Genomic DNA, 23,497 nt, shown 5'->3' with positions numbered 1-23,497 from the left:
GCAGCATGACGTCATGCGGTACAGTCTTATGCCGTAAAGTGCGCCGATTATTGATGCATCACGACATCTTGCTGCTGTTTGTTTTTCAAAATCGCATCAAAGCGTCGCCGTGCTGCTTTAACGGCCAGTGACGCGTCCAGTTTGCGTTGATAAGCAAAGCGCCATTGTTGCGAGTATTGCTGTAGTGTGGTTTGGCATTCGCAGTGTGTATGATCGGCTTTCGGATGTGCCGCATAACAGTGGCGAGAATGGTTTCGGGCTTCCCACAAGGCATCCAAGCTTTCCCGCTCAACTTTCGCTGAATCTATCGCCTCATTCTTCAGCCGCTCAAAATCAGCCAGTGCCTTGCCTTCAATCGACCACGGGTCAAATTCCGGTAATTGCTCGATATTTATGACATCCTCACAATAGCTTTCTTGCAGACACAAATCGGCGGTGGCAGCGCGAAACCCGGACAGCATCAACATGGCAGCAATGATCAGCAATGGCGTGCCGCCAATGATAGCGGCGGTTTGTAAGGTATTCAGATCGCCAATAAACAGCAGTACCGACGGCAGGAAGGAGAGCAAAAATGCCCAGAACAGGCGGTTCCAGCGCATTGGATCTTCCGATACATCATTTTGTACGACGGCAGCCAAAATAAAGGCAATGGAGTCAAATGTGGTGGCAGTGAAAATGATACAGAGCAGAATAAACACCACGGTCACCACTTGCCCCAGAGGTAGCTCCGCCAGAATGGCAAAAATGGCCTCGTTCGCACCCTTGAGGTTAATGGTGTTGATCACATCCAGTTGCCCGGACAATTGCAGTGACAAGCCATAGTTACCCATGATGATAAAATGCAGCGCACAGCCGAGTGAGCCATAAATGATGGAGCCCGCAATCATCTGCTTGATGGTACGGCCACGGGAAATACGGGCAATGAACAACCCCATGCTAGGCGCAAATACCAACCACCATGCCCAATAAAAAACGGTCCAGTTTTGCGGGAAACGGGAATCCTGAAAGGTATGCTGTCCGCCGACGGCATCTAACCATGTCGCCATATTGAAGAAATTCGATAACAGTGTACCGACCGCTTCAAAGCCGGTTTCAATAATAAACAGGGTCGGGCCAGCCAATAAAATAAACAGCAATAATGCCATTGCCATCCAGAAGTTAATATTACTGAGCACTTTGATCCCTTTATCCATCCCTTTATAAGAGGAATAAGAAAAGAGTAGGGTACAGACTATTAACACACCCACTTCACTGAAAGGGGTAATGGGTAAGTCAAACAAACGGTTCAAGCCAGTATTGATCATTGGCGCGGCTAATCCCAGCGTGGTGGCAGCCCCGCCTAATAGCCCAAAGATAAATAATATATCGAGGCATTTGCCTACGGTGCCGCCGGCTTTCGCTTCCCCTAATACCGGTTTGAGTGCCATTGAGACTTTTAATACCGGTTGTTTGCGGACATAAAAGAAATAGGCAATAGGAATACCCGGAATAAGATAAATCGACCAGGCGATCGGCCCCCAGTGAAACATGCCGTAAGCCGTCGCCCATTTAATGGCTTCCGCACTGCCCGGCTGCGCGCCAAAAGGCGGAGACTGATAATAAAATACCCATTCAATCATTCCCCAGTACAGAATGCTCGCTCCGATCCCACCACAAAAAAGCATAGAAGCCCAAGAGGTTGCAGAGTATTCCGGTTGGTCGCCAGGATCGCCGAGTTTGATTTGGCCGATGGCGTTAAAGTAGATGTAGAGCATGAACAAGATGGCGATAAGACCAAAGGCAAGATACAGCACACCGAGTTGGTTGGTCATGATGTCTTTGGCCGTGTTTATCCAGTACGCGCCTTCCGCAGGCCAGATCAGGATAGGGATGATGACGGCAAGAATAAGAAGGATGGCGCCAAAGAAGGTGGTTTTATCTATTTTTTCAAAGTGGAGATGCACATTCATAATTTAACCTGCATGTTTCCTACTGTTAATTTAACTATAGGGAGCAGGGCAAGAAGGTGTGATTTGCATTTCAAATGGTTAGCATTAACAAAATTAATCAAACGTAACAGTTACATACGCCTCAAATAATTTTGTGATGAATGTATCATTTTGCTTGTTTGTTTTTTGGTCGCCTATGGATAAGTGCTGTGTTATATCAAGTAAACGATTACTTAGCGCTTGATTTGCCGTCGTCACTCCGGTCTAATGCGCGCCGGCGCAATATCGCGTCAAAATTACTGATATTATGTTAGTTGACGATACGTAAATGAATAAAACACTTGCTGCTTTAACCCTGATGGGTCTTTTCTCTGTGCCTGCTTCTGCGGCATCACTCAATGTCTACAACTGGTCTGAATACCTGCCACAATCTTTGATTGAAGATTTCACCAAAGAAACCGGTATCAAGGTGAACTACGCGACCTTTGAAAGTAACGAAACCATGTACGCCAAGCTAAAGCTGCTTGACGGCAAAGGTTACGACATTGTGGTGCCATCCACTTATTATGTGTCCAAGTTGGCGAATGACGGCTTGCTGCACAAATTAGACAAAAGCAAGATTACCGCGTTTAACGATCTGGATACCACTATCCTGAATCAAGAGTTTGATCCACAAAACAACTACTCGCTGCCATACATGTGGGGCAGTACGGCAATGGGTTATAACTCTGATGTGATCGCGGCGGGTAAGCTGAAAAGCTGGGAAGATCTGTGGAAGCCGGAATTCGCCGGTCAGTTGCTCCTGACGGATGACGTTCGTGATGTGATGGGCATGGCGCTGATCATCAATGGCCACAGTGTGAACTCGCAAAATGAAGCCGAGTTGCAGCAAGCGTTTGATCGTCTGCTAACCTTGAAACCTGCGGTAACCGTATTCAACTCGGATGCACCGCATGTACCGCTTATTACGGGCGAAGTGAACGTGGGTATGCAGTGGAACGGTACCGCACACCGTGCGCAGCAAGAAAACCCGGCGATCCAATACGTGTACCCAACTGAAGGCGCGATCTTCTGGATGGATAACATCGTGATCCCAAGCCAGGCAGAAAACAAAGAAGCCGCGTACGCTTTCATCAACTTCTTGATGGAACCAGAAAACCAAGCCACCTTGGTGAAAGAAATCGGCTACGCTGCGCCGAACCTGCAAGCATTGCAGCACCTGCCTGCGAGCATTCGTGACAGCGAAATCATCTTTCCGCCAGCAGACGTGAAGCAAAAAGGCCAGTTCCTGGGCAGCGTCGGCGATGCAGTTGGCCTGTACGAGCGTTTCTGGATGGAGCTGAAGAAGTAAATGAAGGTTATTTACACCGACAAACAGCGCCTGCACCGCGTAAAGTACGAGTTCCTGTCCGGTGAACCGACACCGTGTTTTGAAAAACCAGAGCGTGCAGACATGGTATTGAATGCCATTCATCAGCACGGCGGTTTTACTGTAAGTGAGCCTGCGGTATTTGGTATTGAGCCAATGCACTGGGTACATACGCCAGATTACGTGGCATTCCTGCAGTCAGCATGGTCTGAATGGGAAGCACGTTACGGCGACGAGCATGATGCGTCACCGTACTGCTTCGTGAGCCCGCGTCACCTGCGCCATCGTATTCCAAAAGACATCGAAGGCAAGCTGGGTTACTACAGCTTTGATATGACAGCGGCGATCACCAAAACCAGTTTTGAAGCAATCCACGCCGCGATGGAATGTGCTCTGACTGGTGCTGATCTGCTGGTGAATGGTGAGAAAGCGGCGTTTGCCCTGTGTCGCCCACCGGGTCACCACGCTGCGCCAGATTTGATGGGCGGTTACTGCTACATCAACAATGCCGCGATTGCAGCAGAGTCACTGCGCCGTCAGGGTAAAGATAAAGTGGCGATTTTGGATATCGATTACCACCACGGTAACGGTACTCAGAGCATTTTCTACGAGCGTGACGACGTGTTGTTTGTCTCGATCCATGGTGATCCGGATTACGATTACCCGCATTACATCGGTTTTGATGATGAGATCGGTGAAGGCAAAGGTGAAGGCTTCAACCTGAACCTGCCATTGCCACAGGGTAAAACCGATTGGTCACTGTACGGCCCTGCACTGGCGACTGCATTGGAAAAAATCCGTGCATTCGGTGCCGATGCTTTGGTGATCTCGCTGGGTATGGACACGTACGAGCACGATCCAATCAGCTTCTTTAAGCTAAACCGCACCGACTACGCCGAGATTGGCCGTCAGTTGGGTACGCTGGATCTGCCGACCCTGTTCGTGTTTGAAGGCGGTTATGCCGTTGACGATCTGGGTTACAACACCGTCGCGGTACTGGACGGCTTTATGCGTGTGCAGAACGATAACGCGTAAGCACACCATCACACTCTGATGTAAACCGAAGGGCTTGTTCTTGGAACAAGCCCTTTTTTTATTGCATGACGATAATAAAAATAAATTATCATTTATATAATAATCGATAATTTCAACTAATAACCAGTGCTCCCTATACTCTCCTCATCGACACAGGGAATGCCCCTGACACGAAACCTTATAGAGCGAATCTGGAGCAGTATTATGAAAATGAGTCACATTGGTATTATGGTCAGCGATATGACTAAAGCCGTTGAATTTTATACTAAAGCACTTGGTCTACGCATTGTTATGGACAACACCCCTGTTGTCGAAGAGCGTGAAACCGCCATCGGCCGTATGTGTATCGAAGTGTTCGGAGAAGGCTTTAAAGGCTTCAATATTGCCCACCTTGTGACGAAGGATGGTGTCGGTTTTGAAATGTTTGAGATGGTTGATCACCAAGAGCGCCACCGTGTTGATTTCTCTCGTATTGGCTTGTTCCACTTTTCACTACAAAGTGATGACTTTGAAGCCACCATTGAGCGTGTAGAACAATACGGCGGTAAAGTCAGAATGGACATCATGCGTTATCACCCAGAAGATGACAGCAAGCCGGCGAAAATGGTGTACCTAGAAGACCCGTTCGGCACATTATTCGAGCTTTACTCGCACACTTACGAAGAAACGTACTCGTCTGATTACGAGTAAGTATCCCGCGAGTGTGGACAGCAAAACGGACTGCAAAGGCAGTCCGTTTTTGTATCTGTAATTTAGGCCGCTGGTGGAATCAATGCCCATTTCCCGAAAACAGATTAATGATTATCACACCCGCGATGATCAGCGCCATACCAATCACGGTTGCCACATCCAGTTTTTGTCCGTGCAGTAACCAGCCTGCAGAGGCGACTAGCACGATCCCCACGCCACACCAGATGGCATAAGCCACGCCAATCGAGAGAGTCTTTACCGTGACGGACAACAAAAAGAACGCCAAGCCGTAGCAACCCAGCACCGTGACTGTGTAAGGCAGTGAGGTAAAAGACTGGGTGCGGGGTAGCAAACTGGTGGCGATCACTTCAAACAGGATCGCGGCAGATAGGGAGACATAGGCTGGTAAAGCGGACAAATACGCGAGCATGCTCATGTACTCAAAAAGGGTATGAAAAGAAAGCCAAATGCTAATCGAATTGAGGGAGAAAGCCTATCACTTCACGAGCTCTGTGAGAGTGAGACAGGAATGACGTCATGATGCTCTCGTGCTTCTCCACCGTGTCAAACACACAGCGTACATATTCATACGACGCTGTGTGCTTGTGTGTCGTATTATTTCTCGTCAATACGACGGATCAGTTTGGCCGGCGTGCCGCCGTAGAGGCAATCAGGCGGAACATCCGCATTGACCACCGAGTTGGCCGCAATCACAGAACGTGCACCGATTGTCACCCCTTGGTTGATCACCACATTGCCACCAATCCACACATCGTCTTCCACCGTGATCGGCTGACAATAGGTTTCCCAGTTGCGGCGTTCTAAGTGATTGAGCGAGTGGCTGGCGGTGTAAAATTGCGTGTTCGGGCCAATTAACACATTATTGCCGATGCTGATTTTAGCGCCATCGAGCATGGTCACGTTCATGTTGATGAATGTGCCTTCACCAATAAAAATGGTTTTACCGAACTCACACAGGAACGGTGAACGGATAATGCTCGAAGCCGGGATGCTGCCCATTAACTCATGCAACAGCTCGCTGCGTTGGGTGTCATCAATGGTCTGGTTTAATGTCAGCAACAAGTGTGACGCCCTGTCGCGAATCGCATTAATACCCTGATCGCCACCATCGAAGTCATTGCCAGCCATCATCTTTTCAAATTCGGTCATTACCTTTCAATCCATGCATCATAGAGGGCAAATCAGCGCCCCAGTTAATCGACGGGGCGGAATGTAGCGCAATAGTGATATGATAAGAAGTGACTTCTTTTCACCCATGCGTTTACCTTCAGGAATATCATGATAGAGATTTCTCGCCTACTTAAATACGACATGAATTTGCTGATTTGCTTGTACGTACTGCTGCAAGAACGCAACGTAAAACGCACGGCCAGTAAGCTCTATTTATCCCAGTCTGCGGTCAGTAAACAGCTGACAAAATTGCGCCAAGTGTTTGATGACCCGCTGTTTGAACGCCAGTCGAAAGGCTTATTACCCACTCCCAAAGCTTTGGCGCTGGAACCCAAGTTAGAAGCGATTTTGCTGCATATTGATCAGCTGAGTGCGCCGGAACAATTTGACCCCGCCAACAGCAACCGCCTGTTTACCTTTGATTTGGTTGAAACTGCCTATTCCATGGTATTCGAGCATGTCTTCCCGACCATGTTGGAATCTGCCCCGCATATCACGATTGAAAACCGCGACTGGAATGAAGCGAGCATTCATCGCCTACAAAAAAGGGAAGTGGATTTTGGCATAGGTATTTTTGAATGGGACAAACGCGCCACTGCCCACATCGAAAGCCTGCCGGATTCCCTTCGCTATGCAGAATTGTTGCAAGACACCACCGCTTGCGTGATGCGAAAAGGCCACCCCGCACTGCAAGAAGCATGGAATCTGGAAACCTACTTGAAGTACCGCCACATTCAAGTGATGACAGGCGGGATCGCCCGCTGGTTGCTGCACGAAGTCTTGGATCAACAACGCCTCACGCTCGACTATGCGGTGAACATGTCAAACATTGCCAGTGCTGTGCGGTTGTGTGAAAACAGCGATCTGATTTTGAGTTACCCAAGCAAATGTCTGCAAGAATTTGCCGACAACCCAAATATCGAATTGAAGCCGTTGCCGCTGGATTTATCTGCCGGTGGTCTGTTCCTGATATGGAACAAGCAGCTGGATAACGACCCAAGCCATAAATGGCTGCGGGAGCTGATAGTGAAGCAGTCGTATGTGTGATAGGGGGCTGAATGTATTGATGCTCAATCTTACACATTGGTTGTAAGATTGAGTTCATGTTAGTAAGTAGGTGGGTAGTGCTTAAAGTTCCAGATTGTGATATTTCGAGTTAAAAATAACGCAATATAAATTCAATTTATTGCGAACATGTCAAAGGTTAATTTTATATCAAGAATCAATTTAACGAATCAAAATTAAAACTGACATTATAGATTAATTTTAAACGCTTCATAAAGTTTCTATATTTAATTAAATGTATTGAGTGTTCATTATGGCTTTCTTTTTGCTGTAATTCTACGAACCAATTCGTCTTCTATTACACGCCTTGCTGCCCCCTCTGAATTAATTAGAACCTTGGCCAAGTCATTTATTTCTTGTTCTGGTTGCTCTCTTTGAACAACACCATAAAACCTCAGTAATCTGCAAGTAATAATTGTAAACTCCCCCTTCTCCGTTAAAGGTCTATAAAACTCACCAGGAACAACAGCACTTATATGTTCACTATACTCATCAAAATGTGGATGTACTATCTTATAGTCCCTACTATTTTTAGGGAATCTAACCCTAGTTGGGTTGGTGAGTACTTCTTTTGAACTTTTTGCGGCATTACAATCTTTACATGCTACACAAAGATTTCTAGGTTCAAACATAAACTGAACTTTTTTATCTTTAGCTACAATATGTTCTATATCCCAAGCCATACCATGATTAACAGGATAAACGACGGTACAATAAGGACATTTATAACCTTGTTCTATTTTGTAATGATTCTTGATTACCCCTCTTATTTCATTGAATTCTTCGTTTCCCCAGTCATCTCCGCTAATATTCTCTCTTTCCAAGTACTGAGTTATTAGCTGAATTTGTTCCTCTGAATATTCAACTTCGTTATCGATCATTAACAACGACCTCAATTACTTTTTTAATTGTTGAGATTAGAGAATAAACAGGATCTATCTCATCTAACTTCTCCAGTAAGTTAATCAGTACTTCAGCTCGCTGCAGTACATCTTCATCGACATTCACCTCTTTAGATAAGGATGTGAGAATATCTAGACTTTCATTGACTAAATATTCATTTTTAAATCCGGGAGATTTAAAAAGAGTTGCCAATTGATAGTCAGAAGAATAACCTCTGTTATTAGATAATTCTATCTGTTCATTTCTATCAAGGTCTAAAACACTGCAATGATCACCAACAAGTTTTGAAATAATCAAAGGGGAGTGCGTAGCAATCACAAAGTGACATCCTTTGTAATTTGAGAACAAATTATCGATGAGTGGTACAAACTCTTCTTGCCACTCAGGGTGTAGGCTTATCTCTGGTTCATCGATACAGATCAATGAGCCATCTTCAATTTGACTAGCAATTCCCAACAACATTAAAGATAAGCACTGTTCACCAGAACTTGCATGTGTAAAGTCTACAAACTTTCGGTTATCTCCAGATATAGATAACTTTAAGCTCTTAATTGAAAACAATTCATACATCGATAAAACTTGGATCGATTTAATATAATCATCTTCTAAAAAATTCCCTTTTGATAAATTTATCGGGATACTAAATGATGACTTCCACTTCCAACCATTAGCAGAAATTAAAGTCTGAATGCTCCGATAGACTTCTTCTACAGCCTGATCCCATTGATAAGAACCAATTCTTCTTTCATTAAATACTGGGCCGTCAACACTTGATAGAATATCTGACACTACCTGTCTTGATAGTTCAGTTTCGTTTAACTTAAAGTTGGAACGATAAGATACTAATATACGATTCCCATATCCTAAATATGAAAGGGTTTTTTTTATAACTTCGAGATTAGTTTCAATCTTCTCTGGTTCCTTGAACATACTATCAATGACATTAGAAACTAGGGATACTAAAGAACTACTACGCTTACTGTTTTTCATTCCTATATATGAATATATACTTTGTTTGGATGCTTTTTTGGTATTTAAAGGAAAGCGATCGAATGGGCTTGTAGATAAACATATCAATCGACTAGGAAAAAGATCATATCGGTTTTCAATAAACTTTGATGTTTTAAATATACTCGCGAGTTTACTGTTTATCCTCTGCATTTCGCACACTTCAGTACCAGCACGGTACATAACTTGATTGTGACTATAGTCAGAGTTAGGATTGTTGAAATGAAAACTCCAGTTCTCTGGGTACTCTAGTAGAAAGTCATCACTAACATAAAAACTATTAGTGATAAATTCTAGTATGCGGCTCTTTCCTGCGCCGTTTTTTCCTGTCATAACGCTAATAAGATTATTTTTGCTTTCTTTGAACTTTGAAATCTCATATTCAGTGTTATCGAGCGTTACCTTCAATATTTGGAATCTCATTTCATCCCTGTTCTTATAATTGATATGGCAAGTTGTGCGTATGCAAAACATTTAGGTGCATTATACATTTAAACAAAAAAAGTCAAACTGCCAATAATCACAGTTATTAAAAATATCAGCCTGGCTAGTGACTAAATATATGTGTCAAAGAAAAACTTGAGAGTGTGAATACACTGAGGGAATGCGAGACTAATTAGCCAGTACGTTTCTTACGCACATTACTGAAATTGCAGAAAGTGAATGAAATCGTGTTTGCGTTAAATTTCCCTATTAATGGGGAAAGGAAACCTATCAACCTAGATATCCCCCCAACAAAAAACACCGCGCAAATTCTCGTCTGCGCGGTGTCTTTTTGCTTTCTTTGTCGCTTATCGAGGAAGTATCGCGAGCCTTACAGCATTTCTACCAAGCCAGCGCCGTCTTTGGCCTGACACACGTAGATGGATTCTTTCAGGCCAGTCGCTGCTTCGTATTGTGCTTCAACTGCCGCTTTTACGTCATCAACCAATGTTGGTGGAACCAGTGCCACGATACAGCCGCCGAAGCCGCCGCCGGTCATGCGCACGCCGCCTTGCTCGCCAATCACGTTCTTCACAATTTCAACCAGTGTGTCGACTTCAAACACAGTGATTTCAAAGTCATCACGCATTGACGCGTGAGATTCAGCCATTAGCTCACCCATGCGTTTCAGATCGTTCGCACGTAGTGCGTCAGCGGCTGCCAGTGTACGGTCGTTTTCAGTGATCACGTGGCGTGCACGCTTAGCTACTTGTGGATCCAGTGTGTCGACTTTCTCATTGAACATCTCAATGGTCACATCACGCAGGGCTTTTACGCCAAAGATGCTCGCCGCTTCTTCACACTGTGTACGACGGGTGTTGTACTCACTGTCGACCAGGCCACGTTTTTTGTTGGAGTTGATGATCACAATCGCCATGTCTTCCGGCATAGAAACCGCTTGGGTTTCCAGACTGCGACAATCCAACAGTAGCGCGTGGTTTTCACGGCCTTCGGCAGAGATCATCTGATCCATGATGCCGCAGTTACAGCCGACAAATTCGTTCTCTGCTTGCTGACCGTTCAGTGCCACTTCGGCTTGGCTGATCTCTAGGTTGTACAGGGTTTTGAAGGTTTGACCAATCACCACTTCCAGTGCTGCCGAAGAGCTCAGGCCCGCACCTTGTGGGACGTTGCCGCTCACAGAGATGTCTGCACCGGTAAACTGGTAACCACGCGCCAACAGGCACTTCACCACGCCACGAATGTAGTTCGCCCACATCTTGTTTTCTTGGAAAGTAATGGCTTGAGTCAGGTCGAACTCATCCACTGCGTTGCCGTAATCTACCGACACCACGCGCACGATGTTGTCTTCACGCTTGCTCGCTGCCACAACCGTTTGGTAGTTGATGGCGCAAGGCAGTACGAAACCGTCGTTGTAGTCGGTGTGCTCACCGATCAGGTTCACGCGGCCCGGTGCCTGAATGATGTGGCTTGGGGCGTAACCCAGAACTTGCTCAAAAGCGGTTTTTACGTTTTGGATAAGTGCATTCGTCATGGTTGTTTCTCGTCTTCAAATTGGGGTCTGTCGCAAGCGAGAAGGGGGAGTACCCGCTCGCGACGGAAAAATAAGCCGGTTTAGTTATCTGCTTTACGTACCGTTATGCTTCGGTCTTGTAGTGCACATCGCTCACATCACGCAGGCGTTGTGCTGCTTGTTCGGCGGTTAAATCACGCTGAGATTCAGCCAGCATTTCGTAGCCCACCATAAATTTGCGGACAGATGCGCTGCGTAGCAGTGGCGGGTAGAACAGGGCGTGTAGTTGCCAGTGTTCAATGTCGGTGCCCGCTTCAAAGAACGGTGCATAATGCCAGCCCATGGAGTACGGGAACGCACACTGGAACAGGTTGTCGTAACGGCTGGTCAGCTTCTTGATTGCCAGTGCCAAGTCATCACGCTGTGCGTCAGTCAGTTCGTTCATGCGGCGTACATGGGTTTTTGGCAGTAGCATGGTTTCAAATGGCCATGCTGCCCAGTAAGGCACGACCGCAATCCAATGCTCGGTTTCCACTATGGTGCGCGAGCCGTCTTCTAACTCAGCGTTCACGTAATCCACCAACAGGTTGCGACCATGCTCTTGGTAGTACGCTTTCAGGTTGTGTTCTTTGCGCTCAATCTCGTTTGGCAGGAAGCTGTTAGCCCAGATCTGACCGTGTGGGTGCGGCTGTGAACAGCCCATGGCTTCGCCTTTGTTCTCGAACGCCTGTACCCAGATGTAGTCTTTACCCAACTCTTCGATTTGCTCGTTCCAGGTGTCGACCACACCACGGATCTGCGGCACAGACAGTTCTGGCAGCGTTTTACTGTGATCCGGAGAGAAACAAATCACACGGCTCAGGCCACGTACGCCCTGCGTTTTGAACAGAGGATTGCTTGACTGCGGCGCTTCTGGCGAGTCCACCATCAGGGCGGCAAAGTCGTTGCTGAATACGTAAGTGCCCTGATAATCTGGGTTTTCGTCACCGGAAATACGTTTGTTGGTTGGGCACAGGAAGCACTGCTCATCGTAGCTTGGCAGTTGCTCGGTAGACGGTTTTTCATCCTGACCGCTCCAAGGACGCTTGGCGCGGTGTGGGGAAACTAAGATCCACTGACCGGTCAGTGGGTTGTAACGGCGGTGCGGATGATCAACGGGATTAAATTCAATGTTTGCCATTATCGTGTTCTCAATGTGCGCAAAATAAAAAGTCTTCTGTTGCCGTTTTGGCGTGGCTGCTTTTGTGTTTTACGAATCAGTAGCCGTTCGGGTTGGTGGATTGCCAGCGCCATGTATCGGCGGTCATCTCCGCCACTGTGCGGGTGGCTTTCCAGCCCAAATCGCGCTCGGCTTTGTCGGTGCTGGCCCAACATTCTGCGATGTCACCCGGACGGCGAGGGCACAGTTCATACGGTACTGGGGTGCCACAGGCCTGATCAAAGGCGTCGACCATTTCTAATACGCTGGAACCTTTACCGGTGCCCAGGTTGTAAATGTGCAGGCCGGCTTTTTCACCCACCGCTTTAAGCGCCGCAATGTGGCCGTCAGCCAAGTCCATCACGTGGATGTAATCACGCACGCCAGTGCCATCCGGCGTAGGGTAATCGTTTCCATAAACCGACAGTTTTTCACGACGACCAACCGCTACTTGCGCGATAAATGGCATCAGGTTATTGGGGATCCCTTGCGGATCTTCACCCATAGTGCCAGACGGGTGTGCGCCGACCGGGTTGAAGTAACGCAGCAGGGTAATGCTCCAGTCATTTTCGGCATTGAACAGATCAGACAGGCACTCTTCCACCATGTATTTGCTGCGGCCGTAAGGGTTCGTGGTTGCGCCAGTCGGAGAATCTTCCGTGATTGGCACGATCTCAGGATCGCCGTATACCGTGGCCGATGAGCTGAAAATCAGGCTTTTCACGCCCGCTTTACGCATTGAACGGGCCAATACCAAAGAGCCGTTCACGTTGTTGTCGTAGTATTCCAGCGGTTTTTCGACCGATTCACCGACCGCTTTCAGGCCCGCAAAGTGGATAACGGCTTTGATGTCATGCTCGGCAAATACTTGATCGAGAAAGGCTTCATCACGAATATCGCCGTGATAAAACACCGGCGTGCGATCCGTCAGGGCGTGGATACGCGAGAGGACTTCTGCCTTAGCGTTGCACAGGTTATCAACGATGATCGGCTCCATGCCTGCTTCCAGCATCTGTACGCAAGTGTGACTGCCGATGTAACCCATACCGCCTGTAACTAATACTTTCACTGTTCGCTCACCTTATCTGGGTAACGGAAACGAGATAACAAAGATCGTGATGGCAGAGTCGACATCGATTTCACGCTCTGCGGATCCTTAACTTGCAGGCAGTGTAACAAGGTCGATTTCCGCTGACTGTGATTGTAGTCACATTGGTGTAAACGTTTACACTAAAATCATCAAAGTGAGGGGGAGGGGCGAGTTTGCGAGGGACGCGTTTCTAGGAAAATCAAAGAAGAAAAAGCAGAGAAAAAAGAAGAGAGAACAGAGAAGGAAAGGCATAAAAAGAAGCAAGGCACAAAAGGAAGCACAGACAAAGGGACACAAAGAATGTGTAAGAAATCACGACCGTCAGTGTGCGAGACGCAGTTTGTCTGTGAGTCTTTGTTTGTAACGTTAGTGAAGTTCCACGTCATTTATATGCCAACGCATAATGTAGGTAGTGATGGATATATTAATGATGGAATAAATCGAATGGCGTAAATAGGGTTATTATCCCGTCGGAGATAACTTGTTTTTGTGTGTGTCCCATCACAATTATGCACATTATATGCGGTCGCGAAATAATGCTAAATGAAAACGCTATCGGCTGTGATGAGATGGCGTAGATATTTGTATTGAAATGAAAAGTGTGCGCCAGTGCACATTATGGTACATGCATCACTGAGCGAAATAATGCGATGAAAAGCAAGGGAATTGTTAAATGGAGAGAATGAGTCAAGTGAAGTGTTATGGATGCATTATTTATTCATCCTCATGTTTTTAAAGTTATTTGTTGCTGTTCTGTTCTGGGTTTTCAAAGGGTTGTCCGTAACATGGTGGTTACCATGTGTATCTGGAATGCAGCCAGACTGAGTATCAATGCATTTTTGTCATACAAAAAATGCAAAGGATTCATTTTACTCATGCGATCAAATCATTAGTATTTTTAGGGTTATTTACTCAGCGTGTTTTTCTCTTCAGCGATATTTTAAAACACACGCAAGGATAACCCTGTTTTCATTTTTTATTTCACGCGGATGTATTTTACATCCTATGGCGTTGTCACGCGTAATCGACGGAATGTGTATTTGTTCTTATAGCAAAGGCATGGGTGTTTATTGCCAATGATTTTTCTATGAGAATTAATCTGTAAGAAGGAAAGTTTGATGGCTCAGTTAGTCGATGAAATCGTATTTCAATCAGGGGTCACGTTAAAGAACCGCATCGTAATGGCACCCATGACTATTCAATCTGCGTTTTTTGACGGTGGTGTGACGCAAGAAATGGTCAACTACTACGCGGCGCGTTCCGGTGATGCCGGTGCCATTATCGTAGAAAGTGCGTTCGTTGAAAATTACGGCCGTGCTTTCCCTGGCGCATTAGGTATTGATACCGACAGCAAAGTGGCCGGCTTGAAGCAACTGGCTGGGGCGATCAAAGCCAACGGCTCAAAAGCCATTTTGCAGATCTACCACGCGGGCCGTATGGCGAACCCGGAATTTAACGGTGGTCATCAACCGATTTCAGCCAGCCCTGTCGCGGCATTGCGTGATAACGCTGAAACCCCACTGGAAATGACCAAAGATCAGATCGAAGCGATGATCGACCACTTCGGTCAGGCTGTACGCCGTGCCATTGAAGCCGGTTTTGATGGCGTTGAAATTCACGGTGCCAACACCTACCTGATCCAGCAATTCTTCTCTCCACACTCTAACCGTCGCCATGATAAATGGGGCGGAAACATTGAACGCCGCACCCGTTTCCCATTGGCGATTCTTGCCAAAACCAAAGATGTTGCTCGCGAGCACGGCAAAACCGATTTCATCGTCGGTTACCGTTTCTCTCCGGAAGAAATTGAACAGCCGGGTATCCGTTTTGACGAGACCATGTTCCTGCTGGATAAACTGGCTGCGCACGGTCTGGATTACTTCCACTTCTCAATGGGTAGCTGGGCGCGTAACTCGATTGTCACGCCAGAAGATGCCGAACTGTTGATCAACAAATACCGCACGCTGCAATCTGAAAACGTGGCAAAAGTCCCGGTGATCGGGGTGGGTGGCATTGCCCAACGTGCAGACGCAGAAAACGCGCTGGCACAGGGTTACGACATGGTGAGTGTCGGTAAAGGGTACTTGGTTGAGCCAACGTGGGCGACCAAAGCACTGAACGATGAAACCTGCGCAGAATTTGCCGATATTGCCCAGCAGCACGCGTTGCACATCCCAACCCCATTGTGGGAAATCATGGATTACATGATTGTCGACAGTGCGGCGGAAGCCTTGAAGCACCAGCGCATTAAAGAACTGCAAAACGTGCCAATCAAGTTCAATGCTGGCGAGTACACGGCGTATGGTCGTGGTCACAATGGTGATTTACCGGTGACGGTGACGTTCTCTGACGATCAAATCCTGGAGATTTTTGTTGATTCGTCGAAAGAGTCTGACGGTATCGCCAACCCTGCGTTTGAGCGTATTCCCCAGCAGATCCTTGAAGGGCAAACCCTGAACATTGACGTGATTTCAGGTGCAACCGTGAGTAGCCAAGCAGTGATTGATGGCGTGTCGAACGCGGTGGATCTCGCGGGTGGTAACTCTGAAGCCTTGCGCTGCAAAGCCAAAGAAGCGGTGGAATGGTCATCGAAAACCATTGAAGAAACCGTAGACATTGTTGTAGTGGGCGGCGGCGGTGCCGGTTTGAGTGCGGCACTGACTGCGCTGGACAAAGGCAAGTCAGTCATCCTGCTAGAAAAATTCCCAGCCATTGGCGGTAACACCGTGCGCACTGGCGGTTGGGTGAACGCGGCGGAGCCGGAATGGCAAAACGACTTCCCAGCGTTGGCGGGCGAAAAAGAAACCCTGATGCAATTGGCGAAAACGCCGGTATCTGAATTTGTGGGTGAATATCTGAAGGATTTCAACGTACTGAAATCTCAGTTAGACAATTACTTCACCGATATGGCGGCAGGTAAACCGTACCTGTTTGATTCTGTCGAGCTGCACCGCATTCAAACCTATTTGGGCGGTAAGCGTACCGATCTGAATGGTGAGTCAATTTACGGTCAGTATGACTTGGTGGAAACACTGACATCCCGTGCAATGGAATCGGTTGATTGGTTGAGCGAAAAAGGTATCGACTTTGATCGCAGTGTGGTGGAAATTCCGGTCGGTGCCCTGTGGCGTCGTGCGCATAAACCAAAACGTCCGAAAGGCGTGGAGTTTGTCGACAAACTGCAACAGCGCATTAAAGAGCAGAATGGCCGCATTATTACCGATACCCGTGCGACCGATCTGATCGTGGAAGACGGCAAAGTGGTCGGCATCAACGCGGTACAAGCGAACGGCACCAAGCTAGTGTTGCGCGTGAATCACGGTGTGGTGATGGCCTCTGGCGGCTTCGGTGCCAATACCCAGATGATCAAGAAGTACAACACGTACTGGAAAGAAATCGCGGACGACATCAAAACCACGAACTCGCCAGCCTTGGTGGGTGACGGTATTGAAATCGGTGAAAAAGCCGGTGCGGAACTGGTGGGGATGGGCTTTGTGCAGTTAATGCCAGTGGGCGATCCGAAATCGGGCGCATTGCTGACCGGCTTGATTGTGCCGCCAGAGAACTTTGTGTTCGTGAATCAGCAAGGTAAACGCTTTGTGGATGAATGCGGTAGCCGCGATGTGTTGTCTGACGCGTTCTTTGATAACGGCGGCCTGATCTACATGATTGCCGATGAGAAGATCCGCCAAACGGCGGCGAATACTTCCGATGAAACCATCGAGCGAGAAATCAAAGAAGGCATCATCATTCAGGCAGACACGCTGGAAGCATTGGCAGAGAAAATTGGCGTGCCGGCAGACGTACTGACGCATACTATCGAGCAGTACAACGGTTATGTTGACCAAGGCCACGATCCGGAATTCCGTAAGAGCGCATTTGGTTTGAAAGTGGATCAAGCACCGTTCTACGCGACACCGCGTCAGCCTTCGGTTCACCACACCATGGGTGGCTTGAAGATTGATACCCAAGCACGTGTGATCGGCAAAGATGGCAACATCATTCAAGGTCTGTACGCAGCGGGTGAAGTGACAGGCGGCATCCACGCCGGTAACCGTCTGGGCGGTAATGCCTTGATTGATATCTTCACTTACGGCCGTATCGCTGGTAACAGTGCCGCTGAGCGTCATTGATGTCGGTGATAGATCCTGTCATGAACAAGGGTCATGAACTAACGTTCTGAATAGAAAAAAATGAGAGAGGGGAGCCATGCTTCCCTCTTTTTTCGTATTGAAAACCGGACAATCAACAGCATGAACATGACCAATTATCGCGCGCGGTTTGAAATGATGGGCACTTTCATTGATCTGGTGGTGTATCACCCGGATGGTGAGCGCCTGATCAAACAGGCTTATCAGCAATTGGCCCAGTATGCGCAGCGCTTTACCGTCAATCAGCCGGACTCGGAATTGATGCGGGTGAATCAGCAAGCGGGGATCGCCCCGGTAAAGGTGCAGCCGGATCTGTTTAATCTGATCCAGCTTGCCCAACAGCACAGCGCCGATCAGCGCAATCCGTTCAATATCGCCATTGGCCCGTTGGTGAAAGCGTGGCGCATTGGTTTTAAAGATGCTCACGTGCCAAGTGCCGCGACGATCACGGAAAAGCTCACACAGGTTGATCCGCAAAACATCATTCTTGATGCGCAGCATCACACGGTCTATCTCACTCAAGCGGGGATGGAGATTGATTTGGGCGCGATTGCCAAAGGCTATTTTGCGGATCAAGTGAAACAGCGCCTGGTAGCGGCCGGTGTCGAAAACGGTTTCATCAGTTTAGGCGGCAATGTGTTGACCATTGGCCACTCTCCGAAGAACGACAATCAGGCATGGAATGTCGGCATTCAGGATCCTTTCGGGACGCGCGGTGAAATCCTGCGCGTGGTGCCATTAACAGGCATGTCGATGGTGACTTCCGGTATTAATGAGCGGTTCTTTCACGCTAACGGACAGTGCTATCATCACCTGCTGGATGCGCAAACCGGCATGCCGATTGACACTGACATGGCGAGTTTGACGATCATCTCTCAGCATTCCGTGGACGGGGAAATTTGGAGTACGGCAGGCTTCTTACCTTCCATCACACAAGCAATTGAGTATATCAATCAGCAACCGGGCATCGAGGCGGTAGCTGTGTCGAAACAAAAAGAAGTGCATGTTACCCACGGGCTGGTGGATCACGGCGGGGCGGTTGTCTTGGTGTGATGATGCCATCGGTTCTGTTCATGGTGAGGTGTTTTGATTACAGTACCCAATGCGCCCTATATGGGAAGGGTTGAGTATTGTATATCGCACTAAGGATGGTGAATGAAGACAAGAATTGCAACAGTGGCATGGCTAAGTGCCGTGGTAGGGATGAGTCACGCCGGTGATGTTTTCGCCTTAACGGAGGCCGAACAACGACTCTGTCAGGCCTACCAGCGTGGCGACAGTGTGGTTGTTTTGGGTGAGGCTCCGGTGGATGACTCTGAATGGTATGCTGATTGGTCTGCATATCTGAATGAAGCCATCGCGACTTATGGTGAATCGGTGCAGGTTGTTTCTGCTCAATCAGCCCCGCATTTTCCCGTTGCCCAATACAGTGTGTTGATGGGGCAGCGTGCCAAACCCAGTTACGTATTAGAAGAAGTGGTTGAGCCTCAAGTTTATACATACGTGCATGCTGTTTATACCGGAGAAGATATACCTGAAGAGGTGAAAGCCTTCAAACCTCAACACGTTGATAATTTGTTTGATAAAGTGTGTTTGCCGCAGTGATAAAAAACGGCCTCACCGAAAGGCGAGGCCGTGAAATGAGCCAACTGAAAGGACTGATTAGTCTATTGCGTATAAATTACCGCGTATGGCTTATCGCCTATGACTTACTGCGCGTTGGCCGTTGCCAGCGCTTGGGTGCCTTTCTTCTTTTTGTATTGGTGAAGGATACCCACAAGCATCACCAAGCCACACAGACCGTATACCTGCATGAAGGTAGGGTCGTCAGACACAAAGCCCACATTACTGAACATCACGTAAGCGCCCAGAACCATGTACAGGATCACGGCAGAGGCTTCAAAGCGGAATTCCCACGGTGTCACGTCCATGCTTTCATTCACTGGCATCACGTAATCAGACTCACGTGGCGCAAAGTGACCAATGATGAACATCAGCGTGGTACATACCACAAACAGAATCGCCAGTTGGTGCAGGAAGTGAATAGGGGTGTCGAAAATCAACTGCATTGACGCATAAGAGCTCACGAACACCACCAGAGCGACTTTGGCGGCAATGGCCGGTACACGCTTAGAAATGTAACCCACAAACACGATAGTGAAGATAGGCACACTGAAGAAGCCCGCGACCATCTGTAGGTATTGGAATAAGCCTTCAGGGGCATACATGATGAAGGGAGCAATACAAATCGCGATAATCGCAATCACCACACCAAACACCTGACCTTTTGCTACTAAGGCTTGGTCACTCAAGCCTTCTTTGGCAAAAATCGGTTTGTAGACGTTCAGAGCAAACAGCGTGGTAGAGCTGTTCAGTACGCCGTTAAACGTAGACAGAATCGCACCAAACATGACCGCCACGAAGAAGCCCACCAACGGCTTTGGTAGCACTTCATTTACTAAGCGGGTGTACATCACATCTGGGTTACCGGCATTGGCACCGAACATGTGGAAGGCAATGATGCCCGGGATGATCAGGAACAGCGGTGAAATTACTTTAATTGCGCCCGCCCAAATCACGCCTTTCTGGCCTTCTTTCAGGTTTTTCGCACCCAGTGCACGCTGGATGATCGACTGATCCGTGCCCCAGTAGTACAGGTTCACCAGTAGCAGACCGGTAAACAGGGTCGAGAACGGCAGGGGATCGCTGTTAGTACCGACCGATTGCAGTTTCTCTGGCGCAGCGTATAGCAGGGTATCCAGACCCGCCATGAAGCTGCCGTTACCCAGTGCAAACAGGCCAAATACCGGGATCATCATCCCGCCGATGATCAAGCCTACACCGTTAATGGTATCGGCAATCACCACCGCTTTCAGGCCGCCGTAAATGGCATAGAAGAAGCCCAGCAGACCAATCGTGGCGCTGATCAGGGCGATAGCTTGGAATTCCGTGATACCCAGAATACCTTGAATATCAAAGATACCGGTCAGTACGACCGCGCCCGCATAAAGGGTGGTTGGCAAAATGTTGATGATGTACTGGCACAGGAACAGCAGGGTCACGAACTTCTTCACGCCCAAATCGTAGCGGCTTTCCAGAAAGTCCGGAACGGTGGTGATCCCTTGCTTAAGGTAGCGAGGCACCAAGAACAGGGCGATCATCACCAGTGTGACACCACTGGCCACTTCCCAGCCCATCACCGACATGTTGTAGGTGTAAGACTGTGCTGACATGCCAACAAAGCTGGTGGCACTGAGGTTGGTTAAGATCAGGGATGAGGCAATCATCGGGCCAGTCAGCGAGCGACCGCCTAAGAAGAAACCATCGTGTGAATCGTTATTCGAATTTTTGACTTTGTTGTAGGTAAACCAGATGACAAATCCGGTGAACAGCAAGAATGTAATTATTGTCATTTCCATCTTTCGTTCCTTGTAGTCGGTGGCACCGAGCGGTACCACCGGGTTATGGATCACTTACTATGGCGCTGTTTTTGTTTCTTTTTCTTGTGTCGTTTACCTCGCCGTAGGGTGTTATACGGCGAGGTAATATGGTGCAATCATTGTTTTTTCAGGTGCAGGATCAGGGCGCTTTCCGGGTCGAGGATCGGCAGGGTCAGGCCGATTTCGCGCAGGTTATCGCCGGTAAGCACAATGGTTTTATCCAACCATGCCGGGCGTTGTTTCATCAGCTGGAACGACGTTTGCGGCATTTCCAGAATGCGCACAGAGTAGGTTGCATCGGGTTCCACACAGCTGATGCGCACAGGGGCTGGCAAAGCGTGTGATGGCATCGCTAACTGACATACGGTGATCAGCATTTCATCGTGGTTTTCCACCCCGTAGATAAACTGACGTTCGTCGGCGGCATCCAGACGGAAGCTGCGACCGCTGTGGATCAAGTCACGGTGTGCTTTGTGCAGGGTGATGTATTTGGCAAACGCTTGTTTTTCTTCATCCGACTCTTTCACCGGATCCAGCTCTACCCCCATGTGACCTTGTAGGGCGGTTACACCACGCATGTTGATGTGGTGCTTACGGTTGGTGGAATGGCACTCTGCCGGACCAATGTGCGCGCCCATCACTTCCGGCGGGAAGAAGTAGCTCATGCCGCGCTGAATGGTCTGACGCTCAAGGGCATCGTTACAGTCAGACGCCCAGAAGCGGTGGGTACGCTTGAGGATTTCAAAGTCGATGCGGCCACCACCGGAAGAACATGATTCGATTTCCACGTCAGGGTGTTTGGCGCGCAGGGTATCCAGCAGACGGTAAAGCGCCTCGGTTTGACCGTGCACGGCGGCTTTGTCTTGGTGGGCTGGCTGCACGAGTTCGCGGTTCATGTCCCATTTTAGGTAGCCGATGTCGTAGCGGCTTAGCAGATCATCCAAACGCTCAAACAGGTAGTTGAAGCAGTCTTCATGTTGCAGGTTCAACACGTACTGCCAGCGACCAGAAGGCTGCTGATAGCCGTCCACACCCAATACCCAATCCGGGTGCTGACGGAACAGACGAGAATCTTGGCTGACCATTTCAGGCTCAACCCACAGGCCAAATTCCATGCCTTGCGCGTTCACGTGGGCAATGACTGGCTCGAGGCCGTTCGGGTATTTGTTTTCGTCCAAGTACCAGTCACCCAGCGCAGTGCGTTCGCCATCGCGGCCGATAAACCAACCGTCATCGATAATGAAGCGTTCTACACCAATCTTGGCGGCTTCTGTCGCCATCTGCATGATGTACTTAGGGTTATGATCAAAGTAGATCCCTTCCCAGGTATTCAAATGCACCGGACGCACTTTGTTGTTCGGGAACGAGACAATCTGCTGGCGGACAAACTGGTGGAAGCGGGTCGAAATACCGTTCAAGCCTTCTGCGCTGAAGGTGCTGTACAGCACTGGTGTGGTGTAGGTGGCGTTTGGCTCAAGCAGCATTTCGCCGGACAGCAACAATTCGCTGGCCTGAATGAAACGGCGACCGTCACTGCGCACATCGGCACGCAAGCGGTGGTTACCACTCCAACCTAAATGGAAACCCCATACCTGACCGCTTTGCTCACTAAAGCCTTTCGCGCCGGCAAACAAGCCCGGGAAGTTTTCGTGAGAGGTACGGCCACGACGGTTTTCCTGCACGAAGCCACCGTGTTCAAAGCCCAAACGCTGGGTTTGAAACTCCTGACACCAGCGGCCGTGGAACGTCATTAACTCTTTTGCGTGGTAAGGCAGCGGAATGGTGCACGCCAGTTTGTCTAACTGGTAAGGCGTGTCGCCGATGTTTTCGATATGCAATTGCTGTTGCAGTACGTCGCTGTCGTGATCCAAGGTGAAGGTGACCGTCAGTGCCAATTGGGCGATGCGGTCGGCCAACTCAAAGGTCACGCTGTTGTCGGTAACGGTGTGCTTTTCTAGCTGGAAGACCGGCGCAAAATCTTTGCCATTACGGTGACCCTCTAACCCAGGGGCGTTGAAGTGACCCGCGCCCAATTCAGGACAAATGCTCAGTGGGACATCCACATCCAAACGTGCCTGACTGATAGGACGTTCGGTTGCCAGCAGTAAGTCTTCGTCGATATGGGTGATCTTATTGCCCCAATGGATGATCTCTGGGATCCGACCCAACTTGAACACAACGCTCAGGTTTTTGCTGTGTAGGTGCAGTAATGAAGTAGCCATGATGATCCTAAATTGTTTTCGATAACATTTGTTCATTACGGTATCGGAAATATTCGCGTATTAAATAGCGAAATCTGTACTAAATGTGATCTAATGCAGCGTTTAGATGGGGTTTTGTGCGTGCGATCACCAAATGTTTTCAAAAACATTTATGTCGACCGAAAACAATTTTCATGTCGTGCTACACTGCGCGACAAGAATGTGAAGCATACCAGCGGGTACAACGTGAAAAGTGCGTGGGGTATGTAGC

At 48.4% G+C, this 23,497-nt stretch carries 17 protein-coding genes; 7 read left to right on the top strand and 10 right to left on the bottom strand.

All coding sequences use genetic code 11. The features are described from left to right. Positions 1-47 precede the first annotated feature (47 nt). Positions 48-1,943 (bottom strand): BCCT family transporter, encoded by a 1,896-nt coding sequence (locus ABT58_RS09050; protein WP_107205084.1) that lies wholly within the window; start codon positions 1,941-1,943, stop codon positions 48-50. A gap of 313 nt (positions 1,944-2,256) precedes the next feature. Here ABT58_RS09050 and ABT58_RS09045 point away from each other — a divergent pair, with 313 nt between their 5' ends. From ABT58_RS09045 to ABT58_RS09035, 3 genes are all read left to right on the top strand, one after another. Continuing rightward, positions 2,257-3,279 (top strand): ABC transporter substrate-binding protein, encoded by a 1,023-nt coding sequence (locus ABT58_RS09045; protein ID WP_047874051.1) that lies wholly within the window; start codon positions 2,257-2,259, stop codon positions 3,277-3,279. Next, positions 3,280-4,332 carry a histone deacetylase family protein gene (locus tag ABT58_RS09040; RefSeq protein WP_047874050.1) on the top strand — a complete coding sequence of 351 codons (1,053 nt, stop codon included), beginning with the start codon at positions 3,280-3,282 and terminating at the stop codon, positions 4,330-4,332. It begins immediately after the preceding gene. Positions 4,333-4,536: 204 nt separating this feature from the next. Beyond that, on the top strand, positions 4,537-5,022 hold the full coding sequence (locus ABT58_RS09035) for a VOC family protein (RefSeq protein WP_047874049.1): 486 nt from the start codon (positions 4,537-4,539) through the stop codon (positions 5,020-5,022). Between the two features lie 79 nt (positions 5,023-5,101). Here ABT58_RS09035 and ABT58_RS09030 read toward each other — a convergent pair whose 3' ends face one another. After that, on the bottom strand, positions 5,102-5,452 hold the full coding sequence (locus tag ABT58_RS09030) for a DMT family transporter (protein ID WP_047874048.1): 351 nt from the start codon (positions 5,450-5,452) through the stop codon (positions 5,102-5,104). A gap of 185 nt (positions 5,453-5,637) precedes the next feature. Beyond that, positions 5,638-6,192, bottom strand: a complete 555-nt coding sequence (locus ABT58_RS09025) for a sugar O-acetyltransferase (RefSeq protein ID WP_047874047.1) — start codon at positions 6,190-6,192, stop codon at positions 5,638-5,640. A 129-nt stretch (positions 6,193-6,321) separates the two neighbouring features. On the opposite strand from ABT58_RS09025, the gene ABT58_RS09020 reads away from it, so the two are divergent. Next, positions 6,322-7,260, top strand: a complete 939-nt coding sequence (locus tag ABT58_RS09020) for a LysR substrate-binding domain-containing protein (RefSeq protein ID WP_047874046.1) — start codon at positions 6,322-6,324, stop codon at positions 7,258-7,260. A gap of 269 nt (positions 7,261-7,529) precedes the next feature. Here ABT58_RS09020 and ABT58_RS09015 read toward each other — a convergent pair whose 3' ends face one another. The 5 genes from ABT58_RS09015 to galE all read right to left on the bottom strand — a co-directional run bounded on the left by ABT58_RS09015 (position 7,530) and on the right by galE (position 13,413). Continuing rightward, positions 7,530-8,159 carry an HNH endonuclease gene (locus tag ABT58_RS09015; protein WP_047874045.1) on the bottom strand — a complete coding sequence of 210 codons (630 nt, stop codon included), beginning with the start codon at positions 8,157-8,159 and terminating at the stop codon, positions 7,530-7,532. Then, positions 8,149-9,612, bottom strand: a complete 1,464-nt coding sequence (locus tag ABT58_RS09010) for an ATP-binding protein (protein WP_047874044.1) — start codon at positions 9,610-9,612, stop codon at positions 8,149-8,151. The genes ABT58_RS09015 and ABT58_RS09010 overlap by 11 nt, the downstream gene beginning before the upstream one ends. Positions 9,613-10,003: 391 nt before the next feature. Continuing rightward, on the bottom strand, positions 10,004-11,167 hold the full coding sequence (gene galK, locus ABT58_RS09005; protein WP_047874043.1) for a galactokinase: 1,164 nt from the start codon (positions 11,165-11,167) through the stop codon (positions 10,004-10,006). A gap of 103 nt (positions 11,168-11,270) precedes the next feature. Then, complete coding sequence (locus ABT58_RS09000; RefSeq protein ID WP_047874042.1) at positions 11,271-12,326, bottom strand: UDP-glucose--hexose-1-phosphate uridylyltransferase; 1,056 nt, start codon at positions 12,324-12,326, stop codon at positions 11,271-11,273. A 76-nt stretch (positions 12,327-12,402) separates the two neighbouring features. After that, on the bottom strand, positions 12,403-13,413 hold the full coding sequence (gene galE / locus ABT58_RS08995; protein WP_047874041.1) for a UDP-glucose 4-epimerase GalE: 1,011 nt from the start codon (positions 13,411-13,413) through the stop codon (positions 12,403-12,405). A gap of 1,139 nt (positions 13,414-14,552) precedes the next feature. Here galE and ABT58_RS08990 point away from each other — a divergent pair. The 3 genes from ABT58_RS08990 (at position 14,553) to ABT58_RS08980 (ending at position 19,190) form a co-directional block, all read left to right on the top strand. Continuing rightward, positions 14,553-17,567, top strand: coding sequence for an NADH-dependent flavin oxidoreductase (locus ABT58_RS08990; RefSeq protein ID WP_047874040.1), 3,015 nt, complete (start codon positions 14,553-14,555; stop codon positions 17,565-17,567). 126 nt (positions 17,568-17,693) lie between these two features. Next, a complete protein-coding gene (locus ABT58_RS08985) occupies positions 17,694-18,638 on the top strand; it encodes an FAD:protein FMN transferase (RefSeq protein ID WP_373300205.1) in 945 nt (314 codons plus the stop codon). 102 nt (positions 18,639-18,740) lie between these two features. Continuing rightward, the gene (locus tag ABT58_RS08980) at positions 18,741-19,190 is read left to right on the top strand and encodes a hypothetical protein (protein WP_047874038.1); all 450 of its coding nucleotides are present in this window, start codon (positions 18,741-18,743) and stop codon (positions 19,188-19,190) included. A gap of 104 nt (positions 19,191-19,294) precedes the next feature. On the opposite strand, the gene ABT58_RS08975 is transcribed toward ABT58_RS08980, so the two are convergent. Beyond that, complete coding sequence (locus ABT58_RS08975; protein ID WP_047874037.1) at positions 19,295-21,004, bottom strand: solute:sodium symporter family transporter; 1,710 nt, start codon at positions 21,002-21,004, stop codon at positions 19,295-19,297. Between the two features lie 137 nt (positions 21,005-21,141). Further along, on the bottom strand, positions 21,142-23,247 hold the full coding sequence (locus ABT58_RS08970) for an alpha-galactosidase (RefSeq protein WP_047874036.1): 2,106 nt from the start codon (positions 23,245-23,247) through the stop codon (positions 21,142-21,144). Positions 23,248-23,497: the final 250 nt, after the last annotated feature.

The organism is Photobacterium aphoticum (assembly GCF_001029435.1).
In the GTDB taxonomy this organism is placed as follows: Bacteria; Pseudomonadota; Gammaproteobacteria; order Enterobacterales; family Vibrionaceae; genus Photobacterium; species Photobacterium aphoticum.
This window is presented reverse-complemented; position numbering and strand designations above follow the sequence as displayed.

Excerpts from the sequence above, each read along its gene's own strand:
- ABT58_RS09045 (WP_047874051.1), top strand. The coding sequence starts at position 2,257 with ATGAATAAAACACTTGCTGCTTTAACCCTGATGGGTCTTTTCTCTGTG.
- ABT58_RS09040 (WP_047874050.1), top strand. The coding sequence starts at position 3,280 with ATGAAGGTTATTTACACCGACAAACAGCGCCTGCACCGCGTAAAGTAC.
- ABT58_RS09035 (WP_047874049.1), top strand. The coding sequence starts at position 4,537 with ATGAAAATGAGTCACATTGGTATTATGGTCAGCGATATGACTAAAGCC.
- ABT58_RS09030 (WP_047874048.1), bottom strand. The coding sequence starts at position 5,452 with ATGCTCGCGTATTTGTCCGCTTTACCAGCCTATGTCTCCCTATCTGCC.
- ABT58_RS09025 (WP_047874047.1), bottom strand. The coding sequence starts at position 6,192 with ATGACCGAATTTGAAAAGATGATGGCTGGCAATGACTTCGATGGTGGC.
- ABT58_RS09020 (WP_047874046.1), top strand. The coding sequence starts at position 6,322 with ATGATAGAGATTTCTCGCCTACTTAAATACGACATGAATTTGCTGATT.
- ABT58_RS09015 (WP_047874045.1), bottom strand. The coding sequence starts at position 8,159 with ATGATCGATAACGAAGTTGAATATTCAGAGGAACAAATTCAGCTAATA.
- ABT58_RS09010 (WP_047874044.1), bottom strand. The coding sequence starts at position 9,612 with ATGAGATTCCAAATATTGAAGGTAACGCTCGATAACACTGAATATGAG.
- galK (WP_047874043.1), bottom strand. The coding sequence starts at position 11,167 with ATGACGAATGCACTTATCCAAAACGTAAAAACCGCTTTTGAGCAAGTT.
- ABT58_RS09000 (WP_047874042.1), bottom strand. The coding sequence starts at position 12,326 with ATGGCAAACATTGAATTTAATCCCGTTGATCATCCGCACCGCCGTTAC.
- ABT58_RS08990 (WP_047874040.1), top strand. The coding sequence starts at position 14,553 with ATGGCTCAGTTAGTCGATGAAATCGTATTTCAATCAGGGGTCACGTTA.
- ABT58_RS08985 (WP_373300205.1), top strand. The coding sequence starts at position 17,694 with ATGACCAATTATCGCGCGCGGTTTGAAATGATGGGCACTTTCATTGAT.
- ABT58_RS08980 (WP_047874038.1), top strand. The coding sequence starts at position 18,741 with ATGAAGACAAGAATTGCAACAGTGGCATGGCTAAGTGCCGTGGTAGGG.
- ABT58_RS08975 (WP_047874037.1), bottom strand. The coding sequence starts at position 21,004 with ATGGAAATGACAATAATTACATTCTTGCTGTTCACCGGATTTGTCATC.
- ABT58_RS08970 (WP_047874036.1), bottom strand. The coding sequence starts at position 23,247 with ATGGCTACTTCATTACTGCACCTACACAGCAAAAACCTGAGCGTTGTG.